This is a genomic window from Campylobacter concisus (assembly GCF_003049705.1).
Classification (GTDB): Bacteria; Campylobacterota; Campylobacteria; order Campylobacterales; family Campylobacteraceae; genus Campylobacter_A; species Campylobacter_A concisus_AR.
In genome coordinates, this window is the sequence record NZ_PIRF01000004.1 from 145776 (window position 1) to 165047 (window position 19272).

A 19272-nucleotide genomic window follows, 5' to 3' on the forward strand; every position below is an offset into this window, starting at 1 on the left:
CTAAGCCTTACCAATAATAGTTTCTAAAACCAAGCAAAAATCCTCTAAAAAATATCCCATTGATTTATAAAAATTGCTAGTCGCGTCTTTTTGGATATCTTTTGAAAGCTGTTTAGCATAAGGCAAGAAAAATGAGACACTAAAAGCTGCAAGAAGCTTCATAGACTCCTTAGATGCTTCGCTTTTTAAAATATTTGCTATTAAAATTAGCTGATTTGAGATGCTATCAACCTCGCCAATTTTTGGCTGAAAATTTATAGCCTTATAAAATTGAGCTAGATCATCTTTTGCAGATGAAAAATAGTAGCTTGCCTCAAATTTTGACTTTAAAATGACAAAATCGTCACATAAAGCAGCACTACTTTCATCTTTGATAAATTTTGCATAAAGCTCATTGCCTTTTTTATTTGCTTCGTTATTTGTCTGCGTTATCCACGCATTTGTCTTTTTGATACGCATAAAAGATGAAACGTCTAAAATGCCACTAAAATTTGCAGCAAGCGCAGCCGCTACAACGCTATAAAGTTCTCCAAGCCTCAATTTTAATCCTTAAGTCGTAAATATCTAAGTCTAAGTGCGTTTAAAACGACAGTAACAGAGCTAAGACACATCGCCATTGAGCCATAAACTGGGCTTAAAAGTAGTCCAAAGACCGGGTAAAGCACGCCTGCAGCCACTGGGATACAAATCGCGTTATACATAAATGCCCAAAATAAATTTTCTTTTATGTTTGCCATAGTAGCATTTGCTAATCTAACTAGTCCGGTCACGCCACGCAAATCATTTTTAATAAGCACGATATCTCCAGCACCTTTTGCTATATCTGAGCCCGAGTTCATAGCGATACCAACACTTGCCTCTTTAAGCGATGGTGAATCATTTACGCCATCTCCAACAAAGATAACGCCACCGTGACTTGCAAGCTCTTTTATCTCATTAAATTTATCTTCAGGCAACATATTTGCGTGATATTTGCTCACATTTAGCTTCTTAGCGATACTTGCGACCACCTTCTCATCATCGCCTGAGAGTATCACACTTTGTAAATTTAGCCTCGTAAGTTCATTTACGACATTCACCGCTTCATCTTTTAACTCATCGGCAAGTGTTAAAAAGCCAACAAAATTTTTATTTATAGCGCAAAGTATGACGCCACTTCCATCGTTTGTGGCCTCTTTTATAGCTTTACTTTCATCCGGATTTAAACTCACTTCATTTGCCAAAAGCAGCTTTTCGTTTCCGATTATTATCTGATTATTCTCATCTTCATAGATGATGCCTTGCCCGACAACATTTTGAAATTTACCATTTAGCTTTTGTAAATCTATACATTTTTGCTTTGCATATCTAACGATAGCTTTTGAGATGAGATGCTCACTTAAATTTTCAGCAGAAGCGATAAGCACTAAATCTTGCTCACTTAAATTTGAGCTTTTGACGCTGATTTGCCCTTTACTAAGTGTGCCAGTTTTGTCAAATGCTACAAATTTAGCATCTTTTATTAGCTCTAAAACTTCTGGATTTTTTACTAAAATTCCAGCTTTTGCGCCACGTGCAAGCGAACTTACTATTGCTATTGGCGTAGCAAGTCCAAGAGCGCATGGGCATGAGATTATTAAAACGCAGATCGCACAAGAGATCGCATAGGCAAAATTTCCATCAAAAATGATCCAAGCCAAAAACGTGAGCACTGATATCGCTACCACGCTTGGCACAAAGATGTTTGCTATCTTGTCAGCCAGCCGTCCGATAGGCATCTTTTTAGAGCTAGCGTCGCTTAGTAGGTTTAAAATTTGAGATAGCAAGCTCTCGTAAGAGCTCTTTGTCACCTTGACGCTTATGTAGCCATTTGTATTTAATGTGCCTGCAAATACATTGTCGCCCACCTCCTTATAAACCGGCAAACTCTCGCCTGTTAGCATCGAAGCATCGATTTCAGCTCCGCCTTGGACTATCACGCCATCACTTGGGATGTTGTAGCCATTCTTTACAACGACGATATCACCTATTTTTAGCTCATTTACATTTACCTCTTTACTATGTCCATCTGGCATGACCAAAAAGGCGGTCTTTGGCGAAATTTTAAGTAGCGTCTTTAGGTAGTCGCCTGCCTTTGCCTTTGAGCACTCTTCAAGATACTTACCTAGCAAAACAAAGGCTATTATCATCGCTGCGCCCGAGACATAGACATTTTTTAGATCATCTGGGATGAAATCTGAAAAGATCACAACAAAAAGCGAGTATAAAAATGCACTGCCACTTCCAAGAGCTACAAGCACGTTCATATCGTAGTTTTTGTTTTTAACAGCCTCTATGGCGTGAGCAAAGAAGTCTTTGCCACTAAAAGCTAGCACCAAAAAGCCAAGCGCTAAAATGGCTAAATTTACAACCACGCTAGGCCTTACAAACATCTCAAGCGCCATGATGACCATGCTCGCTAGAAATGCAAATATAAATTTATTTCTGATCGCAGTTATATGCTCGTCTCTTTTGGCTTCAAATTCATCAATATTTGTCGCCACAAAATAGCCAAGCTTCTTTATCTTTTGCTCTAAAACTTCACGCACGCTAGCGTCTTTTAGGACAAATTCGCCGCTTGCATTTGCAAAATTTACATTTGCTTCAAGCACCCCATCTATCTTTTTAGAAACTTTCTCGATAGCGTTTGAGCAATTTACGCAGCTCATTCCCGCTATATTTAGCTTGACTTTTAAAGGCATATCAAAGCTCCTTTATAACGTCAAATCCAAGATCAGCCATTTCAGATTTAAATTTTTCAACTTCACTATCTTTAAGATCAACCCTAACTTGTCTTGGCTCTTTGCTAAGATCAACTTCTATCTTGCCAAAGTCATCTTCAAGTGCGTTTTTTATAGTGTTTGCGCAGTTTTGGCAGTGGATATTGTTTACTTCAAATGTTTTCATATTATCTCCTTTATCATGTGGTCGTATTCGTGTAAATTTACAATTTTCTTGACATTAAATTTAAAGCCAAGGCTCTCGTAAAATTTACGAACTTTTGGCTTATTTGTATCTACTATTAATGAAACCTTTTTATGCCCTAATTCTTTTGCTACGACAAATGAATGCCTTATGAGCTCTTTTGCAAGCCCTTGGCCTCTAAAATTTTCATCAACAGCGATACTATCTATATAAAACTCATCGTCAAAACACTCTTTTTCTACTTGAGTATCTTTGCCAAGAGCCATTAAATGCTGCGAAATTTCTCTATCAAGCTGCTCCACGTCGCCACCAAAGTAAGCACACATAGCAGCTATAATTTCCTCGTTATGTTTATAAACAAAGACATTTTTATAGCTTAGTCTATTTGTATCACTTTTGAAAAAAATTTCTAAAATTTCATCACTTTTAATAGGATCGTCGTAGCCACTTAGCTTGTAGGCGATATCCTCCATTGCTAGATTTAGTAGCTTTATGCAGCTTTTTGCATCTTGTTTTTGAGCATTTTGTATCATGTGCGTCATTATAAAACTCTAGCTTAAATTTTTACCAAATATCAATCTGCGATTTACAAATTAATAACCCGCAATATGCAAACTAAAAATGTTTTAAAAAAGTATAAAATTTTTTTAGTTATAATCCGTAAAAAATTTATTTAAGGATATTTATGGGACGAGCATTTGAGTACCGAAGAGCGGCAAAAGAAGCTAGATGGGATAAGATGAGCAAAGTATTTCCAAAACTTTCAAAAGCTATAACAGTAGCTGCAAAAGATGGTGGTTGTGATCCAGATATGAACCCAAAACTTCGTGCGGCAATCGCAGCAGCAAAAGCTGAAAATATGCCAAAAGATAACATCGACGCTGCCATAAAAAGAGCAAATGGCAAAGACAGTGCCGATATTAAGACTATTTTTTATGATGGTAAAGCAGCTCACGGCGTGCAGATCATCGTTGAGTGTGCGACCGACAATCCAACAAGAACGGTTGCCAATGTTAAAGCGATATTTAGCAAAAATGGTGGAGAAATTTTACCAAGTGGCAGCCTTAGCTTTATGTTTACAAGAAAGAGCGTTTTTGAGCTTGAAAAACCAAGCGCAGACATTGAAGAGATCGAACTTGAGCTGATAGATTATGGCCTAAGCGATATCGAGGCTGACGATGAGACGCTATTTGTATACGGTGATTATGCAAATTTTGGCACACTTCATGAAGGTATCGAAAAGCTAAATTTAGTAGTTAAAAAAGCTTCACTTCAATACTTACCAAATCAAACTGTGAATCTAAGCGAAGAGCAAATGCTTGAGGTTGAGAGGCTTCTTGATAAGCTAGAAGACGATGATGACGTTCAAGCAGTTTATACAAATATCGAATAAAAGGGAGATACATGCGTTTTGATGAATTAAAAGTTTATGATATAAATTTAGACGAGCTTAAAAAAGATAAATTTGCAGTTTTAGAGACAGACAAAGGCGAGATCAGACTTGAACTTTTTGCCGAAGAAGCTCCACAAGCTGTTGCAAATTTTGTACATTTGATAAAATCGGGCTTTTATAATGGTCTAAATTTTCACAGAGTTATACCAAATTTTGTCATCCAAGGTGGCTGCCCAAATGGAACAGGTACAGGCGGTCCTGGCTGGAGAATAAAATGCGAATGCGATAAACAAAAGGTAAAACACGAGCGCGGTAGCCTTAGCATGGCTCACGCAGGACGTGATACTGGCGGATCGCAGTTTTTCATCTGTCATAGCAAGCAACCTCATCTTGATGGCGTGCATACAGTCTTTGGAAAATGCGTTGATGATGAGAGCCTAAAGGTGCTTGACGCTATAAGACAAGGCGATAAGATCATCTCTGCCAAGATCAGAGAAAGCCTATAAAGGGGAAATTTATGAATAATACTAAAAAGCAAGGAAGCCTTGCTGTGAGGTTATTTACCAATCTTGCCTTTTGGGTTGTGATCGGTATTGTTGGTGGTGTTATCGTTGGCATGGTCGTACCTGAGCTTGGTATAGCAAGCAAGCCAGGCATTGATTATTTTATAAAAGCACTTAAAATTTTAATTGGTCCTATTATCTTTTTAACGATCGTTTCAGGTATCGTTGGACTTGAGAGTTTAAAAGATCTTGGGTCTATTGGATTAAAGGCATTTATCTATTTTGAGATAGTTAGCACACTTGCGCTTGCTGTTGGTATCATCTTTGGCGAGACACTTCGTCCAGGACATGGCATGAATCTTGACTACACTCAGCTTGATGCCTCAAGCGTAGCTAAATTTACATCTCAGGCTGCAAATATGGACGCAAATAGTGGGTTTGTAGCACATACACTTCATCTTTTAAGAGGTGCTGTGCCAGTAGATGACATTTTTCCTTACGTGCATATACTTGATCCATTTATAAAATCAAACACACTTCAAGTACTTTTCATGGCTATTATCGTTGCCATCGTGCTTTCGCTGCTAGCTCATGATAAAAAACAAGCTTGCCTAAAGCCACTTGAATTTATTCAGCACTATGTCTTGAAACTTCTTAGTTGGCTTATGCTCTTTAGCCCGGTGGCTGCATTTTCAGCTATGGCTTATCTGATCGGTAAATTTGGCATCGGAACGCTTCTTGGCATGATGGAGCTTTTGGTTGTTATGGCACTTGCAAGCTGCTTTTTTATCTTTGTCGTGCTTGGTGTTATTTGCTATTTTGCAAAAATCAATGTCTTTAAATTTATGCGCTTTATCTCAAAAGAGGTATTGGTAGTCTTTGCGACAAGCTCGAGCGAAACAGCTCTTGCGCCACTTATGCAAAAGCTAGAATCAGCTGGTATAAATAGAGGCGCTGTTGGCCTTATCATCCCAACTGGCTACTCATTTAACCTTGACTGCACAAACATCTATCTAAGCCTAAGCGTTATTTTCTTAGCTCAAGCATTTAATATACCGCTAAGTTTTGAGCATCTAATAAGCATTTTAATCGTGCTAATGATCACAAGTAAAGGCGCTGTTGGCGTGACAGGATCGGGCTTTGTCGTCCTTGCTGGCACATTAAGCGCACTTCCGAGCACTGGCATACCAGTAGTCACCGTAGCTGTGCTACTTGGCGTCGATAAATTTATGTCAGAGATGCGTGCAGTTGGTAATCTCTGCGGTAACGCTGTTGGTTGCATGATAGTTTCTATCTGGGATAAAAAAGTCGATATGGATAAATTTAGATACACACTAGATCATCCGGAGGAATTTCACTTTCACTCATAATATAACTTTATAACTATAAGGGCAACTTTGCCCTTATTATTTTTTATTCTAAATTTAATGTGATATATCTCCTCCTCAAACCTATAAAAATTTTTAGAAAGCAACACAATAAACAATATTTGATAACTAGTTCAAGCACAAAAAGAAAAACTAGGAGCTAAGTGTAATAGGAAAAATTTTATTAGCAACTCATATATTTGGCAATATCTAATATTTTGTTACTTACTAGAATAAATTTACAAATGTAACACTTGAGATTGGAATTTAGAAGAGAGATACTTTAAATTTAGTCATATCAAAAATATCAAATAAAAAGACTAGCCTTGCAAGCTCTTTGCAAGGCTATAAAATTAAGCTTTTGGTCCAGCTTTAGCGTACTCAACGCCCTCTTTTACATCTTCGTAACGTTTGAAATTTTCAACAAACATCTTAGCGAGCTTATCACGTGAAGCGTTATACTCGGCCGGATGTGTCCATGTGTTTATAGGATTTAGCAGTTTTGTCTCGACGCCATCAAGCTCTTTTGGGATAGCAAAGTTAAATTTATCAAAATTTTCAAACTCACATTTTGTGATGCTGCCATCAAGGATCGCATTTATGCAAGCACGAGTTGCTTTTATGCTCATACGCTTGCCAACGCCGTAAGCACCGCCACTCCAGCCTGTATTTACAAGATAGACATTAACGCCGTGTTTATCGATCTTCTCACCTAGTAGTTTTGCATAGACAGTTGGGTGAAGTGGCATAAATGGCTCGCCAAAGCAAGCACTAAAAGTAGCGACTGGCTCTGTTATACCGCGCTCTGTGCCAGCAACTTTTGCTGTATAGCCACTTAGGAAATAATACATCGCCTGCTCTTTTGTAAGCTTTGCAACTGGAGGAAGCACGCCAAAAGCGTCAGCACTTAAAAAGATGATATTTTTTGGATGGCCGGCACTTGAGCTTGGTTCGTAGTTGTCGATGTGATAGATCGGATAGCTAACTCGTGTGTTTTCAGTCTTTGAGCCATCTTTGTAATCAACTACTCCATTTTCATTAGCCACAACATTTTCAAGTAGCGCATCACGCCTGATCGCTGCATAAATTTCTGGCTCACTACTTGGATCAAGGTTGATACATTTTGCATAGCAGCCACCCTCAAAGTTAAACACGCCATCATCGTCCCAACCATGCTCGTCATCGCCTATTAGTTTGCGTTTTGGATCAGTTGAAAGTGTGGTTTTGCCAGTACCTGATAGGCCAAAAAATAGCGCTGTATCGCCCTTCTCGCCTACGTTTGCAGAGCAGTGCATGCTTAGTTTGCCCTCAAGTGGCAACCAGTAGTTCATCATAGAAAAAATGCCTTTTTTCATCTCACCGCCATACCATGTGCCGCCGATCACTGCAACATTTTCTTCCACGTTAAAGATAACAAAGACATCTGAGTGTAGCCCATCAGCCTTATAGTCTTCATTTTTTGTTTTACAAGCGTTATATACTACAAAATCAGGCTCAAATTTAGTTAGCTCTTCCTTGCTTGGACGGATGAACATATTTTTTACAAAGTGTGCTTGCCACGCTACTTCAGTAACAAAACGGACTGATTTTTGACTCTTTTTACTAGCTCCACAAAATGCGTCTTGGATAAAAATTTCCTTGCCACTAAGCTGCTCTTTTGCTTTTTTAAGAAGCTTGTCAAATAGCTCCTTTGTGATAGGCTGGTTGATCTTGCCCCAAGCGATATACTTTTGACTTGGATCTTGTTTTACAAAGTACTTGTCTTTTGGGCTTCTACCTGTAAAAATTCCTGTATCAACCATAAATGTGCCGTTGCTTGAGACTCTGCCCTCGTTGTTTGCCTTTTCAAGCTCAAAAAGCTCGTCGTAGCTTAGATTGTGATTTATCTTTTTGATCTCTTTTAGACCTAGCTCGTCTAGTTTATTTATCATGTTGTTTCCTTTTAAAATTTTCATTTTTTATAAATTCTGACCTAAAAGTCATCAAAATGTTAATCAAATTTCGCTTAACACTATCTTTTTAAAAGTGGCAAATTTATTTAAATTTAGCTACCACTTGATTGTTTGCGACGCTTTGACCTTTGCTAACCTCGATAGAGCCTATGACGCCATCTTTTGGGGCTTTGACCTCTATCTCCATCTTCATCGCTTCAAGCACAACAACAGCTTGTCCTTTTTTGACGATATCGCCAGGACTTACTAAAATTTTATGCACAGCGCCTGGCAAGCTTGCAACGATATCATTTGCTGTTGCGCCTGCTGCTGCACTTTTAGCATTTTTTACGCTCTTGCCTTCAACTTCGGTGATTGATTTTACTTGGATACTATCGTTAAAGCCTTCGCTCACTTCGACATTGTAGCGGCTACCATTTACGACGACACTATATCTACCACTTTGAGTTTGTCTGCCCTCGTTTGCTTTAGCATTTGGATCGATCTTTCTTACATTTACTTTGGCTTCACCTTTTAAAAATGCGATGCCTTTTTCTTTACAAGCAGCTGCTATAAATATATTTTCTTCGGTAGTTTTTATATTGTTTTGCTTTAGAATTTCTTTTACATGAGCAAGCGACTTGCTCTCATCTTTATCGGCTATATCAACTGCGTGTTTTGTAGTTGGTTTTAAGCCTAGCTGCTCGCTTGCAAGCTTAATGATCTCTTTATCAGGCGTAACTGGGGTCTTGCCAAAGTAGCCAAGCACCATTTTGCCGTATCCCTCGGCGATCTTTTTCCACTTGCCAAACATCACATTATTAAATGCTTGTTGGAAGTAAAACTGGCTAACAGGGGTCACTGAAGTACCGTATCCACCCTTTTGCACCACTTCACGCATCGCAAGGATAACCTCTGGAAATTTATCTAAGATATTATTATCTCTCATCATCTGGGTATTTGCTGTAAGCGCGCCACCAGGCATCGGTGAAAATGGTATGAGTGGGCTTACTTGCACAGCTTCAGGCGGCAAGAAATACTCTTTTAAGCAATCATTCAAAACGCTTTCATATTTTAAAATTTTCTCCACGTCAAGTCCGCCAAGATCGTAGTTTTTGCCTTTTACTGCGTGAAGCATAGTTAAGATATCTGGCTGACTTGTACCGCCACTTACTGGGCTTGCGGCTAGATCTATGCCATCAACGCCGGCCTCAAGCGCTGCAAGATAGCAAGCTACACTTACGCCTGCAGTTTCATGCGTGTGAAGTCTGATATGAGTTTTTTCTGGTAGTAGCTTTCTAGCCATTTTTATGGTTTCATAGACCTTTTGTGGGCTGCTTGTGCCACTTGCATCTTTAAAGCAAACGCTGTGATAAGGGATATTTGCATCTAAAATTTCTCTTAAAATTTTCTCATAAAATTTAACATCATGTGCTCCCACACAGCCACTAGGCAGATCCATCATTGTAACTACGACTTCGTGTTTTAGTCCGTGATGAGCGATCCTCTCGCCTGAATATTTTAAATTTTCAACGTCATTTAGTGCGTCAAAATTTCTAATGGTGGTGGTTCCGTGTTTTTTGAAAAGCTTTGCGTGAAGGTCGATTAGCTCGCGGCTACCAGTATCAAGTGTAACGGTATTTACGCCCCTGCTTAGGGTTTGAAGATTTGCTTTTGGTCCTACGATGCTTCTAAATTTATCCATCATCGCAAAAGCATCTTCATTTAGGTAAAAATAAAGGCTTTGAAATCTCGCTCCGCCACCAAATTCAAAATGCTCTATGCCAGCCTCTTTGGCTGCTTCAAGCGCGGGCAAAAAGTCGTTCATAAGCACTCTAGCGCCATAAACTGACTGAAAGCCATCTCTAAAGGTCGTATCCATAACATCGATAAATTTCTTCGCCATCACCCACCTCATTAATTTTATAAATTTATTTAAAGAATTCATAGAAAATGGCTAAATTGATTAGAAACTCAAATTAGCCATTTTGCTTGTTTTTTGGTATTTTACAACCAAAAACTTTTATATCATTTAAAAAGTGAGAGTAAGAAGTTTAATAATCCGCCGTGGCTCGCATCAAGCATTGGCTTTAATTCCATTAGAAAGACGCAGAAAAATACAAGTACAGCAAGCTGAATAAAAATATAAGGCACAACACCTTTATAAATAGCAGTCGTTTTTATCTCAGCTGGTGCGACTGACCTTAGGAAAAATAAGCTAAAACCAAATGGCGGCGTTAGGAATGAAGTTTGCAAATTCATCGCAACTAAGATTGCTAGATAAATTGGATTTATACCAAGCTTTGCGGCTATTGGTACCAAGATAGGAAGCACAATGTATGAAATTTCAACAAAGTCGATAAAAAAGCCAAGCACAAAGATGACAACCATACTAAAAATGATAAAGCCCCACTTCTCGCCTGGTAAATTTGTCATAAATTTTTCAACAATCTCATCGCCACCAGTATAACTAAATACCATAGAAAAGGCTGTCGCGCCAACAAGTATAGCAAAGACAAGTGCTGTAGTTTTTACGCTTTCTGCCAATGCCTCTTTTATCATAGAAAATGAAAATGTCCTGTAAAAAATAGCTAAAATAATGGCTCCGACGCAGCCAAAAGCTGAACTTTCAGTTGGTGTAGCGATACCTGCAAATATAGAACCCAACACGCAAATAACTAGTAAAAGCGGCGGAAAGATAGCAATTAGTGCTCTCATGATCTGCTTAAATTTACTAACACCGCTCTCATCTTTTACTACCGGTGCGGTATCTGGTTTCAAATAAGCAACAATCAAAATATAAATGATATAAACTGCTACTAGCGTGAGTCCTGGTATGATGGCTTGATGAAAAAGCTCACCAACTGGCACTGAAAATATATCACCCAAAATAATCAACACGATAGAAGGTGGAATGATCTGTCCAAGCGTACCAGCAGCACATATAGTGCCACAACCTAGCGCTTGGTCGTATTTATACTTTAACATAACAGGCAAGCTTATAACGCCCATTGCAACGACACTTGCACCAACAACACCAGTTGAAGCTGCAAGAAGTGCTCCAACCAAGATAGTGCTAATAGCAATACCTCCACGAATTTCTCCAAAAAGCATGCCCATGCTCTCAAGTAACCTCTCAGCTAGTTTTGACTTTTGAAGCACAACGCCCATAAAGACAAAAAGTGGAACTGCTATAAAAATTCTACTCTCCATTATAGAGAAAATTCTATAAGGCATGAAGTTAAACATATCTTTGAAAACTTCGATACTTCCAAGCAGCCCATCTCCGTCCCCAATGCTCTCAACAATACTACCAATCATGCCAAATATCATCGAAACCGCACCAAAGGTAAAGGCTACTGGAAAACCAATGCCTAGCATCAAAAGTGCGGCTATAAACATTATCAAACCAGCCATTATTCCCCCTTTTTAGCTTTTTTGTAAAGATTAAAATTTCTTATAAAAAAGCCAATCGCAAAAAATACAAGTAGATAAAAAGAAAAAGGAATAAGTGCTTTTATGATCCATCTGTGAGTAAGACCGCCTGGATCCGCACTAGCTTCAGCTGAAGTATAAGCATCACTCACAAATTCAAACGATAAATTTGAAACTAAAAGTGCAAATGGAATTACAAAAATAACAGTTCCTATCATATTTACAAGAGCTTTATTTTTTGGTGAAAATTTAGCATAAAAGATATCAACTCTAACGTGCGCATCTTCTTTTAATGCATAGCTCATGCCAAGCAAAAATATCACAGCAAAAAAATGCCACTCAAGCTCCTGGAATGCGACGTTTCCATAAGAGAAAAAATATCTTGCCACAACGTTAAAAAAGACGTCTATTATCATCAAAGCCATAATAAACATGCAAATATAGCCGACTATATCGCCGACCTTATCAAAAAATTTCTCAACTTTTTGCATAAACAACCCTTAAAAAAACAATTTATTTATCATGATGATAAAGACGCAAACTGGCGCCACATATCTTAATAAAAAATACCACGCACTAAATACAAAGTCGCTCATATATGGACTAAATAGCACATAAAGTGCTTCTCTTTTCATAAAATATCCAACAAATATCGCTCCACCTATGCCACTAATTGGAAGCAGAACATTTGAAGCGGTAAAGTCAAGAAAATCAAAGAAATTTTTACCAAAGAGCATAAATTTGTCGCCAACATTTTCTATATTTGATAAAAGACATAAAAATCCTAAAACAAAAACACCGGCTCCAACTATGCTAAGAGCTTTTATCCTGCTAATGCCATACTCTCTGATCAAGAAAAATACAAACGGCTCTACGATAGAGATGGCTGAAGTAATGCCAGCAAAGATAAGTGCAGCAAAAAATGCCACAGCTAAAATTTGACCTATCACGCCAAGCTTAGCAAAGAGCGTTGGAAGCGAGATAAAGACAAGTCCTGGTCCTTGAGACGGCTCTGCGCCAAATTCAAATATAAATGTAAAGATAACAAGACCCATCATGATGGCTAGGACGATGTTTATAAAAACGATACTTAGCGTAGAAGTAGCTAAATTTGTATCATCACTTAAGCTAGCTGAATATGTAATGATCGCTGCCATACCAAGAGATAGTGTCCAAAAAGCAAGCCCAAGAGCAAGCAAGAGCGAGTTAAATGAAATTTTACTAAAGTCAGGAACAAGTAAAAACTCAGCCGATTTTGTAAAACCATTCATTGTCATAGAAAAGATAAGCATGATTAAAACCATGATAAATAGGCTTGGCATCATCCAAACATTTAGCTTTTCAATGCCACTTTTCACTCCTTTTGAAAGGATAAAAAAGCAAGCTACAAATGCTATAACAAAATAAAGTGTCTGCTCGCCAAGACCATGTGTAAGAAGCTCGTTAAATATTACTTTTGAACTTTCTATATCGTTTGGAAGACCGGTAAAAGATAGCGTGAAATACTTAAAGACCCAGCCGATGATTACAATATAATAAGATGAGATTATAGCTGCGGTTACCATAGCTAAAATTCCAACCAGCTGCCATAAATTTTTATTTTTATTCGCTAACTTTCTAAAGGCATTTACACTATCGCTCTCACTAAGTTTGCCAATACTTAGCTCTGCCATAAAGATAGGTATGCCAACTAAAAACGTTATCAAAAGATATAAAATAACAAATGCTGATCCACCATTTTCACCGACCATATATGGAAATTTCCACGCATTGCCAAGTCCAACAGCTGACCCTGCAACTGCTAAAACATAACCTATTTTAGAAAACTGTTCTTTTGCCATTATGCAATCTCCCTTACTAGCACCACAAAAACTAGAACTGGTGCTACAAACCTTATTAAAAAATACCAAATTTTAAAAACAATCTCACCCATATAAGGCAAGAATAGCTCTTTTAAAAGCTCAAATTTCATAAAGTACCCAACAAAAATGGCAAATATAATGCCACCAAGTGGGAGCATAATGTTTGAGCTAAGATAATCAAGCAAATCAAAAAAGCTCTTACCAAAAAATGTAAGTGCTTCTTTAAAATTGCCAATACCGCTTAATGCACATAAAATCCCTAAAACATAAACTACGGCACCGACAATGATAATTGATCTATTTCTACTAAATCCCAAACTTTTATTTAAGAAAAATATAAATGGCTCGACTAGCGAAATAACCGATGTTATACCAGCAAAAAATAAAGATGTAAAAAATGCAAAAGCCAAGAAATTTCCAAGCAAACCAAGCTTTGCAAAAAGCGTTGGAAGCGAGATAAATGCTAACCCTGCACCCTTTGATGGCTCTGAGCCAAATTCATAGGTGAATGTAAAAACTATAAGCCCTATAATTACGCTAATAATTATATTTGCAAAGACTACATAAAGTGATGAAGTGAATAAATTTGTATCATTGCCTAGGCTTGATGAGTAAGTTAAAATGCAGCCAATGCCAATACACATCGTAAAAAAAGCTAACCCAAGAGCATTTAAGATAGCGCTTTGATCTATCTTTGAAAAATCAGGTACAAGTAAAAATTTAGCCGCCTCATCAAATCCATTCATGCCAAAAGAGTAGCCAAGCATAAGCAAAAGCAAAATAAAAAGTGCTGGAATAAGATATACATTTATACGTTCTATTCCACTTTTTATACCTTTTGTAAGTATAAAAAAGTATGCAAAAAAAGCGATGCTAAAATATAAAATTTGCTCCTCTATTCCCTTTGAAGTAAAATTTACAAAAAGCGCTTCTGAGCTTGCCATATCTTTTGGAAGCTCACCAAGACTTAAGATAACGTATTTTAAAACCCAGCCGATAATGAGCGTATAAAAAGATGCGATGAATATCCCGGTCACCATCACAACACCAGCAAATTTCCAAGAATTTGCCCCCTTTGTAGCTAGACTCTTAAATGCCCCAACCGTATCAAGGCGTGAAATTTTACCCATTGCCATCTCAGCAAAAAATATGCTAAGGCCAACAACAAAAGCAAAAAATAGATATATAAGAATAAATGCTGAACCGCCATTACTACCGACCATATATGGAAATTTCCATGCATTACCAAGGCCAATAGCCGCTCCAATGATAGAAAGAACAAAACCAACTTTACTAAATCTATCCATCATTTACCTGCTATTTGATAGATCATGATGGCACAAATTGCGATTGGTACGATGTATCTTAAAGCAAAATACCAAATTTCAAAAAATACTTTTCCCATAAATTCGCCAAAGAGTAGAAATAGGCTCTCTTTTTTAAGTTTATAGCCAACAAAAAAACTAAAAATTATGGCACCTATTGGCATCATTATATTTGAAGTAAGAAAATCAAGCGCATCAAAGACTGGCTTGCCAAAAATACTAAAGATATTAGCCGTCTGTGCATAATATGAAAAAATACAAAAAAGACCTAAAATATAGACAAAAATTCCAATATAAACAAGAGCCATTTTACGTGAAATTTCAAATTTTCTAACCAAATAATAAGCAAATGGTTCAATCATCGAAACAGCACTTGTAACACCAGCAAATAAAAGTGAAACAAAAAATGCGATAGCCATGATATTGCCAACCATCCCAAGCTTTGCAAAAAGTGTAACAAGTGAGATAAAAATAAGCCCTGGTCCACTTGCCGTACTATCAGCTCCATAAGCAAATATAAATGTAAAGACCACAAGTCCCATCATAATGCCTATTAATATGTTTATAAAGATGATAGAAAGCGTTGATTTTATAAGATTTGTCTGCTCTGGTAAATTTGCAGCGTATGTCGGTATGACGCCGACACCCATAGATAGCGAGAAGAATGCAAGTCCAAGAGCTCGCAAAACAACATCTGGCGTGATCGCACTAAAATTTGGCACAAATAAAAATTTAGCCGCCTTAACAAAGCCATCACCCATGCTAATTGCATAAAAAAGTATACAAACAAGCAGTATAAAAAGGCCCGGCATCATCCAAATATTTAGCTTCTCAATACCACTTTTCACACCTTTTGAAACAGCAAAAAATACCATCAAAAAGACCAAGCTAAAGCAAACAATAGCACTACTTAGATCATTTGATAAAAGCGTATTAAACTGCACTGCTGCTTCTTTAGTATCAGCCAAAAGTGGCGAAAAGCCAAGATAAATATACTTTAATATCCAGCCAATGACAACCATATAAAACGAAGCAATAAGTATCGCTCCTATCATAAAAAAGCCTGAAAGGGACCATATTTTTTTATGTTTTGGAGCAAGTTTATAAATGGAGCTTACAACGTCACTCTCACCAAGCTTACCAATGCTAAGCTCCGCTAAAAACGCTACAAAAGCGATAGCAAACGTGAGAAGTAAATATAAAATTATAAACGCTGAGCCACCATTGTTTCCTACCATTGTTGGAAATTTCCATGCATTACCAAGTCCAACAGCCGATCCTGCCATAGCAAGAACAAAGCCTATTTTTGAAAATTTTTCATTTATCATTGATTACCTGAGATTAAGAATAAATTAATTTTTTCAAAGATAACATAAAAAAACTTTTATTTTTCTAAGCCAAGAATTTTTTATGGGCAATTTAAATTTTTAGTGTTTTTATTTGAAACAAAGTTTTGTTTTTGTAATATTACGGCTCATAAAGTTTAAGTAGGGGACAGATCCGAAAGAGCTTTAAAATTTTAAAGGAGCAACGATGAAAAAGATCGTGTTTTTAATTCTTGGTCTTGCTGCATTTGCATTTGGCGCTGATGGCGAGATGATTAGATCATATTCAGTTATCGCTGGTGGTATTGGTCTTGGCCTTGCAGCCCTTGGTGGCGCTATTGGTATGGGTAATACAGCTGCTGCAACAATTAGCGGAACAGCTAGAAACCCAGGTGTTGGTAGCAAACTTATGACTACAATGTTTATCGCTCTTGCGATGATCGAAGCACAAGTTATCTACGCACTTGTTATTACACTTATCGTTCTTTACGCAAACCCAATGCTTGGCTAAGCGTAAAGCTTAAATTTAGCCCCTTTGGGGCTTTACTCTTTTTGCGATCATGGTGGAATTGGTAGACACGCTATCTTGAGGGGGTAGTGCCGTTAGGTGTGCGAGTTCGAGTCTCGCTGATCGCACCATCCAATCTTACACTTCAAAATCCAAAATCTTACAAAATTTAAAAAGGGGGAATTTATGCTAGATAAAAAGCGTGCTTTAAAACAGCTACAAAATGAAGCAGATGATACCGCTATCTATACGCTACTTGAAGCTAGTGAAAAAAATGAAGAAAATAAAAAAATACTTCGTAAATTAATCACTGAAGAAAAACGACACTATGCTTTTTGCCAAAAGATAACAGGTGAGAGTAGAACTGCAAATTTATTCAAAGTCATATTCTATACGATACTCGTTAAAATTTTTGGAACCTCTTTTACTTTAAAATTTATGGAGTCACGCGAAGAAGACGCAGAGCAATTTTATCTTGGTATCGTTGATGAGTATCCTGAAGCTAGAGATATTTATGATGAAGAAGTAAATCATGAAAACAATTTAATCTCTATGCTAAAAGACACAAAGCTCGTAAATGCCGGCGGCATTGTTCTTGGTATGAATGACGCATTAGTTGAGTTAACTGGCACGCTAAGTGGCATCGCTCTAGCTTTTTCAAATACAAAATCAGTTGGTGCGACGGGCCTTATCATGGGTATTGCAGCTGCACTTTCCATGGCTGGCTCAGCATATCTTGAGTCAAAAGAAAATCCAAGCGACGAGATCAAACCGCTTACCTATTCGCTCTACACAGGTGGTTCTTACATCATAACAACGGCGTTTTTGATACTTCCATTTTTCATCTTTTCAAGTGGTGTTTACGCTGTCTTGTCGATGTTTTTCTTTGCCTTTGTTGCCATTATCACTTACAACTTTTACATAAGCGTGGCAAAAGAGCTTAAATTTTTACCAAGAGTGATTGAGATGTGTGTGATAACTTTTGGTGTTGCGATCATTTCGTTTGGTATTGGCTTTTTAGTCAAGCACTATTTTGGCTTAGATATTTAATCCAAAATTTCATACCAGGTGTAGCTATCGTCTCCAAAATTCCCACTAAATAGTGGCTTTAAATTTAGATCAAGGCTCAAGCTTTTACCATCCTTAAAATTTGAGCTTTGATAGATAAGTAGCCACTTTACATTTGCTAGCTTGCCCTCTTTTGCAAGTTTTAAAAACTCACCAGCCCCTTCAAACATGCAAAGTCCTTTTAGATTAAACTCTTTTTGAATGCTAACTTTGCGCCCTGACACGCTAAAAAGTGGTATTGTCCTATCAAATTTATCACTTCTTGAGTAGATTATGACATCTGGATTTTTGCCGCCACTTACTAGCCTACTATCAAGCTTTGGGCGATCAACTCGCACTGTGTTGCCGCCGATCACTAGCGTATCTATGACGCTTCTTAGTTTATGGACGTGTGTACGGCTAAGTTCATTTGTGATGATGCCGCCACTTGCCACACCATTTTTACTAATTGCGATTTTTAAAAAGCTAAAGCCACCATTTTGATAGGCTAAAAATGGCTCAAGTAGCTTATCACAACGCTCTTTTAAAATGCCAAGTTTAACTTTTATACCAGTGCTTTTAAGCAAATTACTACCACCACTTGCGATTTTATTTTTATCGTAGCTGCCTATTATCACCCTACTAAAGCCAAGTTCTTTTAGCAAATTTGCACAAGGTGGCGTTTTGCCATGATGTAGGCAAGGTTCAAGCGTGACGTAAGCCTTTGCATTTTTTAGTAAATTTGAGTGGTTATTTAGTATAAATTCGTAGGTAAATTTTGGCTCCAAAAGGCCAAATTCGTCCTCTTTTATATTAGAGTTAAATTTATCGTTATATGCTTTTATAAAATCTTCTTTAAATTTTTCACTTTTTTTGCAAAGTGCAAAAAGTATCGCTGTCGGTTCAGCGTGTAAATATCCAGCCTTTTCATGAGCCTTGCAAGATAAAATTTGACCATTTTTATCAAGGATAAGGCATCCAACGGCTGGATTTGGATAGGTCAAGATCTGAAATTTCCAAGCCTCGCTTAAAGCAAGATCCATGTAAAATTCGTCGTTCATCTTAGCAGACTATATTTATTTTCCTATATCTTTTATCTCATCAACAAGAGTTTTTGAGATCAAGTCAATATCGGTCGGCTCATCCTCTGCGTCCCACCTAAAAGCAGCAATCTCTGCCAAAACCGCGATCTCTTTAAAATAGCTATATTTCGTTGTAGAAAGTGGTATAGCGTAAGAGACCAAAAGCCTATCAGCGTTATCATAAATTTCCACGCTATAGCGAAAGTGTGGCTTGTTTAACGCCTTGCCACCCCAGTTAAACCATCTTTTATAGTCCATTTGTATTTTTATCTTGAAGCTATTTTCGTCCCCTAAAATGCCCTGCTCTTTTAGATGTTTGTTTATAAATTCCATAAACTCATCACAAAGTTCGCTTTCATTTTTATAGTTAGTGTTGTGCTCGTATCTAGTTGGTTGATTTATCAATGTTAGGTTAAAATCACTAACAATGTATTTAGCCACGCCTTTTTGTATCGGCGTTGGCTCAACATTATATTTATATCTTCCACCACATCCAACGAAGAAAACACTTAAAACTATTAAAAAGAGTATTTTTACAAATTTCATATTTT

At 37.4% G+C, this 19272-nt stretch carries 18 protein-coding genes and 1 tRNA gene; 6 read left to right on the forward strand and 13 right to left on the reverse strand.

The features are described from left to right. Genes CVT05_RS05680 through CVT05_RS05695 form a run of 4 tightly spaced genes read right to left on the reverse strand, consistent with a single transcriptional unit; the run spans nt 1 to nt 3476 of the window. Entirely contained in the window at nt 1–540 is a 540-nt protein-coding gene (locus CVT05_RS05680; RefSeq protein WP_107698121.1) for an oxidoreductase, read from the reverse strand. Between the two features lie 2 nt (nt 541–542). Then, nucleotides 543–2720, reverse strand: coding sequence for a heavy metal translocating P-type ATPase (locus tag CVT05_RS05685; protein WP_107698122.1), 2178 nt, complete (start codon nt 2718–2720; stop codon nt 543–545). A gap of 1 nt (nt 2721) precedes the next feature. Further along, on the reverse strand, nt 2722–2925 hold the full coding sequence (locus tag CVT05_RS05690) for a heavy-metal-associated domain-containing protein (RefSeq protein ID WP_107698123.1): 204 nt from the start codon (nt 2923–2925) through the stop codon (nt 2722–2724). Further along, nucleotides 2922–3476, reverse strand: a complete 555-nt coding sequence (locus CVT05_RS05695; protein ID WP_107698124.1) for a GNAT family N-acetyltransferase — start codon at nt 3474–3476, stop codon at nt 2922–2924. The genes CVT05_RS05690 and CVT05_RS05695 overlap by 4 nt, the downstream gene beginning before the upstream one ends. A gap of 152 nt (nt 3477–3628) precedes the next feature. On the opposite strand from CVT05_RS05695, the gene CVT05_RS05700 reads away from it, so the two are divergent. The 3 genes from CVT05_RS05700 to CVT05_RS05710 are packed head-to-tail and all read left to right on the forward strand — an operon-like array spanning nt 3629 to nt 6209. Next, nucleotides 3629–4336, forward strand: a complete 708-nt coding sequence (locus tag CVT05_RS05700) for a YebC/PmpR family DNA-binding transcriptional regulator (RefSeq protein WP_054196253.1) — start codon at nt 3629–3631, stop codon at nt 4334–4336. Nucleotides 4337–4347: 11 nt separating this feature from the next. Beyond that, nucleotides 4348–4842, forward strand: coding sequence for a peptidylprolyl isomerase (locus CVT05_RS05705; protein ID WP_107698125.1), 495 nt, complete (start codon nt 4348–4350; stop codon nt 4840–4842). Nucleotides 4843–4853: 11 nt separating this feature from the next. Next, a complete protein-coding gene (locus CVT05_RS05710; RefSeq protein ID WP_107698126.1) occupies nt 4854–6209 on the forward strand; it encodes a cation:dicarboxylate symporter family transporter in 1356 nt (451 codons plus the stop codon). Between the two features lie 350 nt (nt 6210–6559). Here CVT05_RS05710 and pckA read toward each other — a convergent pair whose 3' ends face one another. From pckA to CVT05_RS05745, 7 genes are all read right to left on the reverse strand, one after another. Next, a complete protein-coding gene (gene pckA, locus CVT05_RS05715) occupies nt 6560–8134 on the reverse strand; it encodes a phosphoenolpyruvate carboxykinase (ATP) (RefSeq protein WP_199906740.1) in 1575 nt (524 codons plus the stop codon). A gap of 106 nt (nt 8135–8240) precedes the next feature. Further along, nucleotides 8241–10043 (reverse strand): biotin/lipoyl-containing protein, encoded by a 1803-nt coding sequence (locus tag CVT05_RS05720; RefSeq protein WP_021091058.1) that lies wholly within the window; start codon nt 10041–10043, stop codon nt 8241–8243. A 122-nt stretch (nt 10044–10165) separates the two neighbouring features. Next, nucleotides 10166–11554, reverse strand: coding sequence for a TRAP transporter large permease (locus CVT05_RS05725; RefSeq protein ID WP_054196248.1), 1389 nt, complete (start codon nt 11552–11554; stop codon nt 10166–10168). Then, nucleotides 11554–12063 carry a TRAP transporter small permease subunit gene (locus CVT05_RS05730; RefSeq protein WP_021090735.1) on the reverse strand — a complete coding sequence of 170 codons (510 nt, stop codon included), beginning with the start codon at nt 12061–12063 and terminating at the stop codon, nt 11554–11556. Before CVT05_RS05730 ends, CVT05_RS05725 begins: the two co-directional genes overlap by 1 nt. A gap of 9 nt (nt 12064–12072) precedes the next feature. Continuing rightward, complete coding sequence (locus CVT05_RS05735; RefSeq protein WP_021090462.1) at nt 12073–13413, reverse strand: sodium-dependent transporter; 1341 nt, start codon at nt 13411–13413, stop codon at nt 12073–12075. Further along, a complete protein-coding gene (locus tag CVT05_RS05740; RefSeq protein WP_107698128.1) occupies nt 13413–14744 on the reverse strand; it encodes a sodium-dependent transporter in 1332 nt (443 codons plus the stop codon). Before CVT05_RS05740 ends, CVT05_RS05735 begins: the two co-directional genes overlap by 1 nt. Beyond that, a complete protein-coding gene (locus CVT05_RS05745; RefSeq protein ID WP_107698129.1) occupies nt 14741–16087 on the reverse strand; it encodes a sodium-dependent transporter in 1347 nt (448 codons plus the stop codon). Before CVT05_RS05745 ends, CVT05_RS05740 begins: the two co-directional genes overlap by 4 nt. A 205-nt stretch (nt 16088–16292) precedes the next feature. On the opposite strand from CVT05_RS05745, the gene CVT05_RS05750 reads away from it, so the two are divergent. From CVT05_RS05750 to CVT05_RS05760, 3 genes are all read left to right on the forward strand, one after another. Then, complete coding sequence (locus CVT05_RS05750) at nt 16293–16595, forward strand: F0F1 ATP synthase subunit C (protein ID WP_004317263.1); 303 nt, start codon at nt 16293–16295, stop codon at nt 16593–16595. Between the two features lie 43 nt (nt 16596–16638). After that, nucleotides 16639–16723: transfer RNA gene (locus CVT05_RS05755), tRNA-Leu, on the forward strand. A gap of 55 nt (nt 16724–16778) precedes the next feature. Then, complete coding sequence (locus tag CVT05_RS05760) at nt 16779–17642, forward strand: VIT1/CCC1 transporter family protein (RefSeq protein WP_107698130.1); 864 nt, start codon at nt 16779–16781, stop codon at nt 17640–17642. On the opposite strand, the gene ribD is transcribed toward CVT05_RS05760, so the two are convergent. Then, nucleotides 17639–18700, reverse strand: coding sequence for a bifunctional diaminohydroxyphosphoribosylaminopyrimidine deaminase/5-amino-6-(5-phosphoribosylamino)uracil reductase RibD (ribD, locus tag CVT05_RS05765; protein ID WP_107698131.1), 1062 nt, complete (start codon nt 18698–18700; stop codon nt 17639–17641). The two genes, CVT05_RS05760 and ribD, sit on opposite strands and share 4 nt — an antisense overlap. A 15-nt stretch (nt 18701–18715) precedes the next feature. After that, a complete protein-coding gene (locus CVT05_RS05770; RefSeq protein WP_107698132.1) occupies nt 18716–19267 on the reverse strand; it encodes a hypothetical protein in 552 nt (183 codons plus the stop codon). Nucleotides 19268–19272 lie beyond the last annotated feature (5 nt).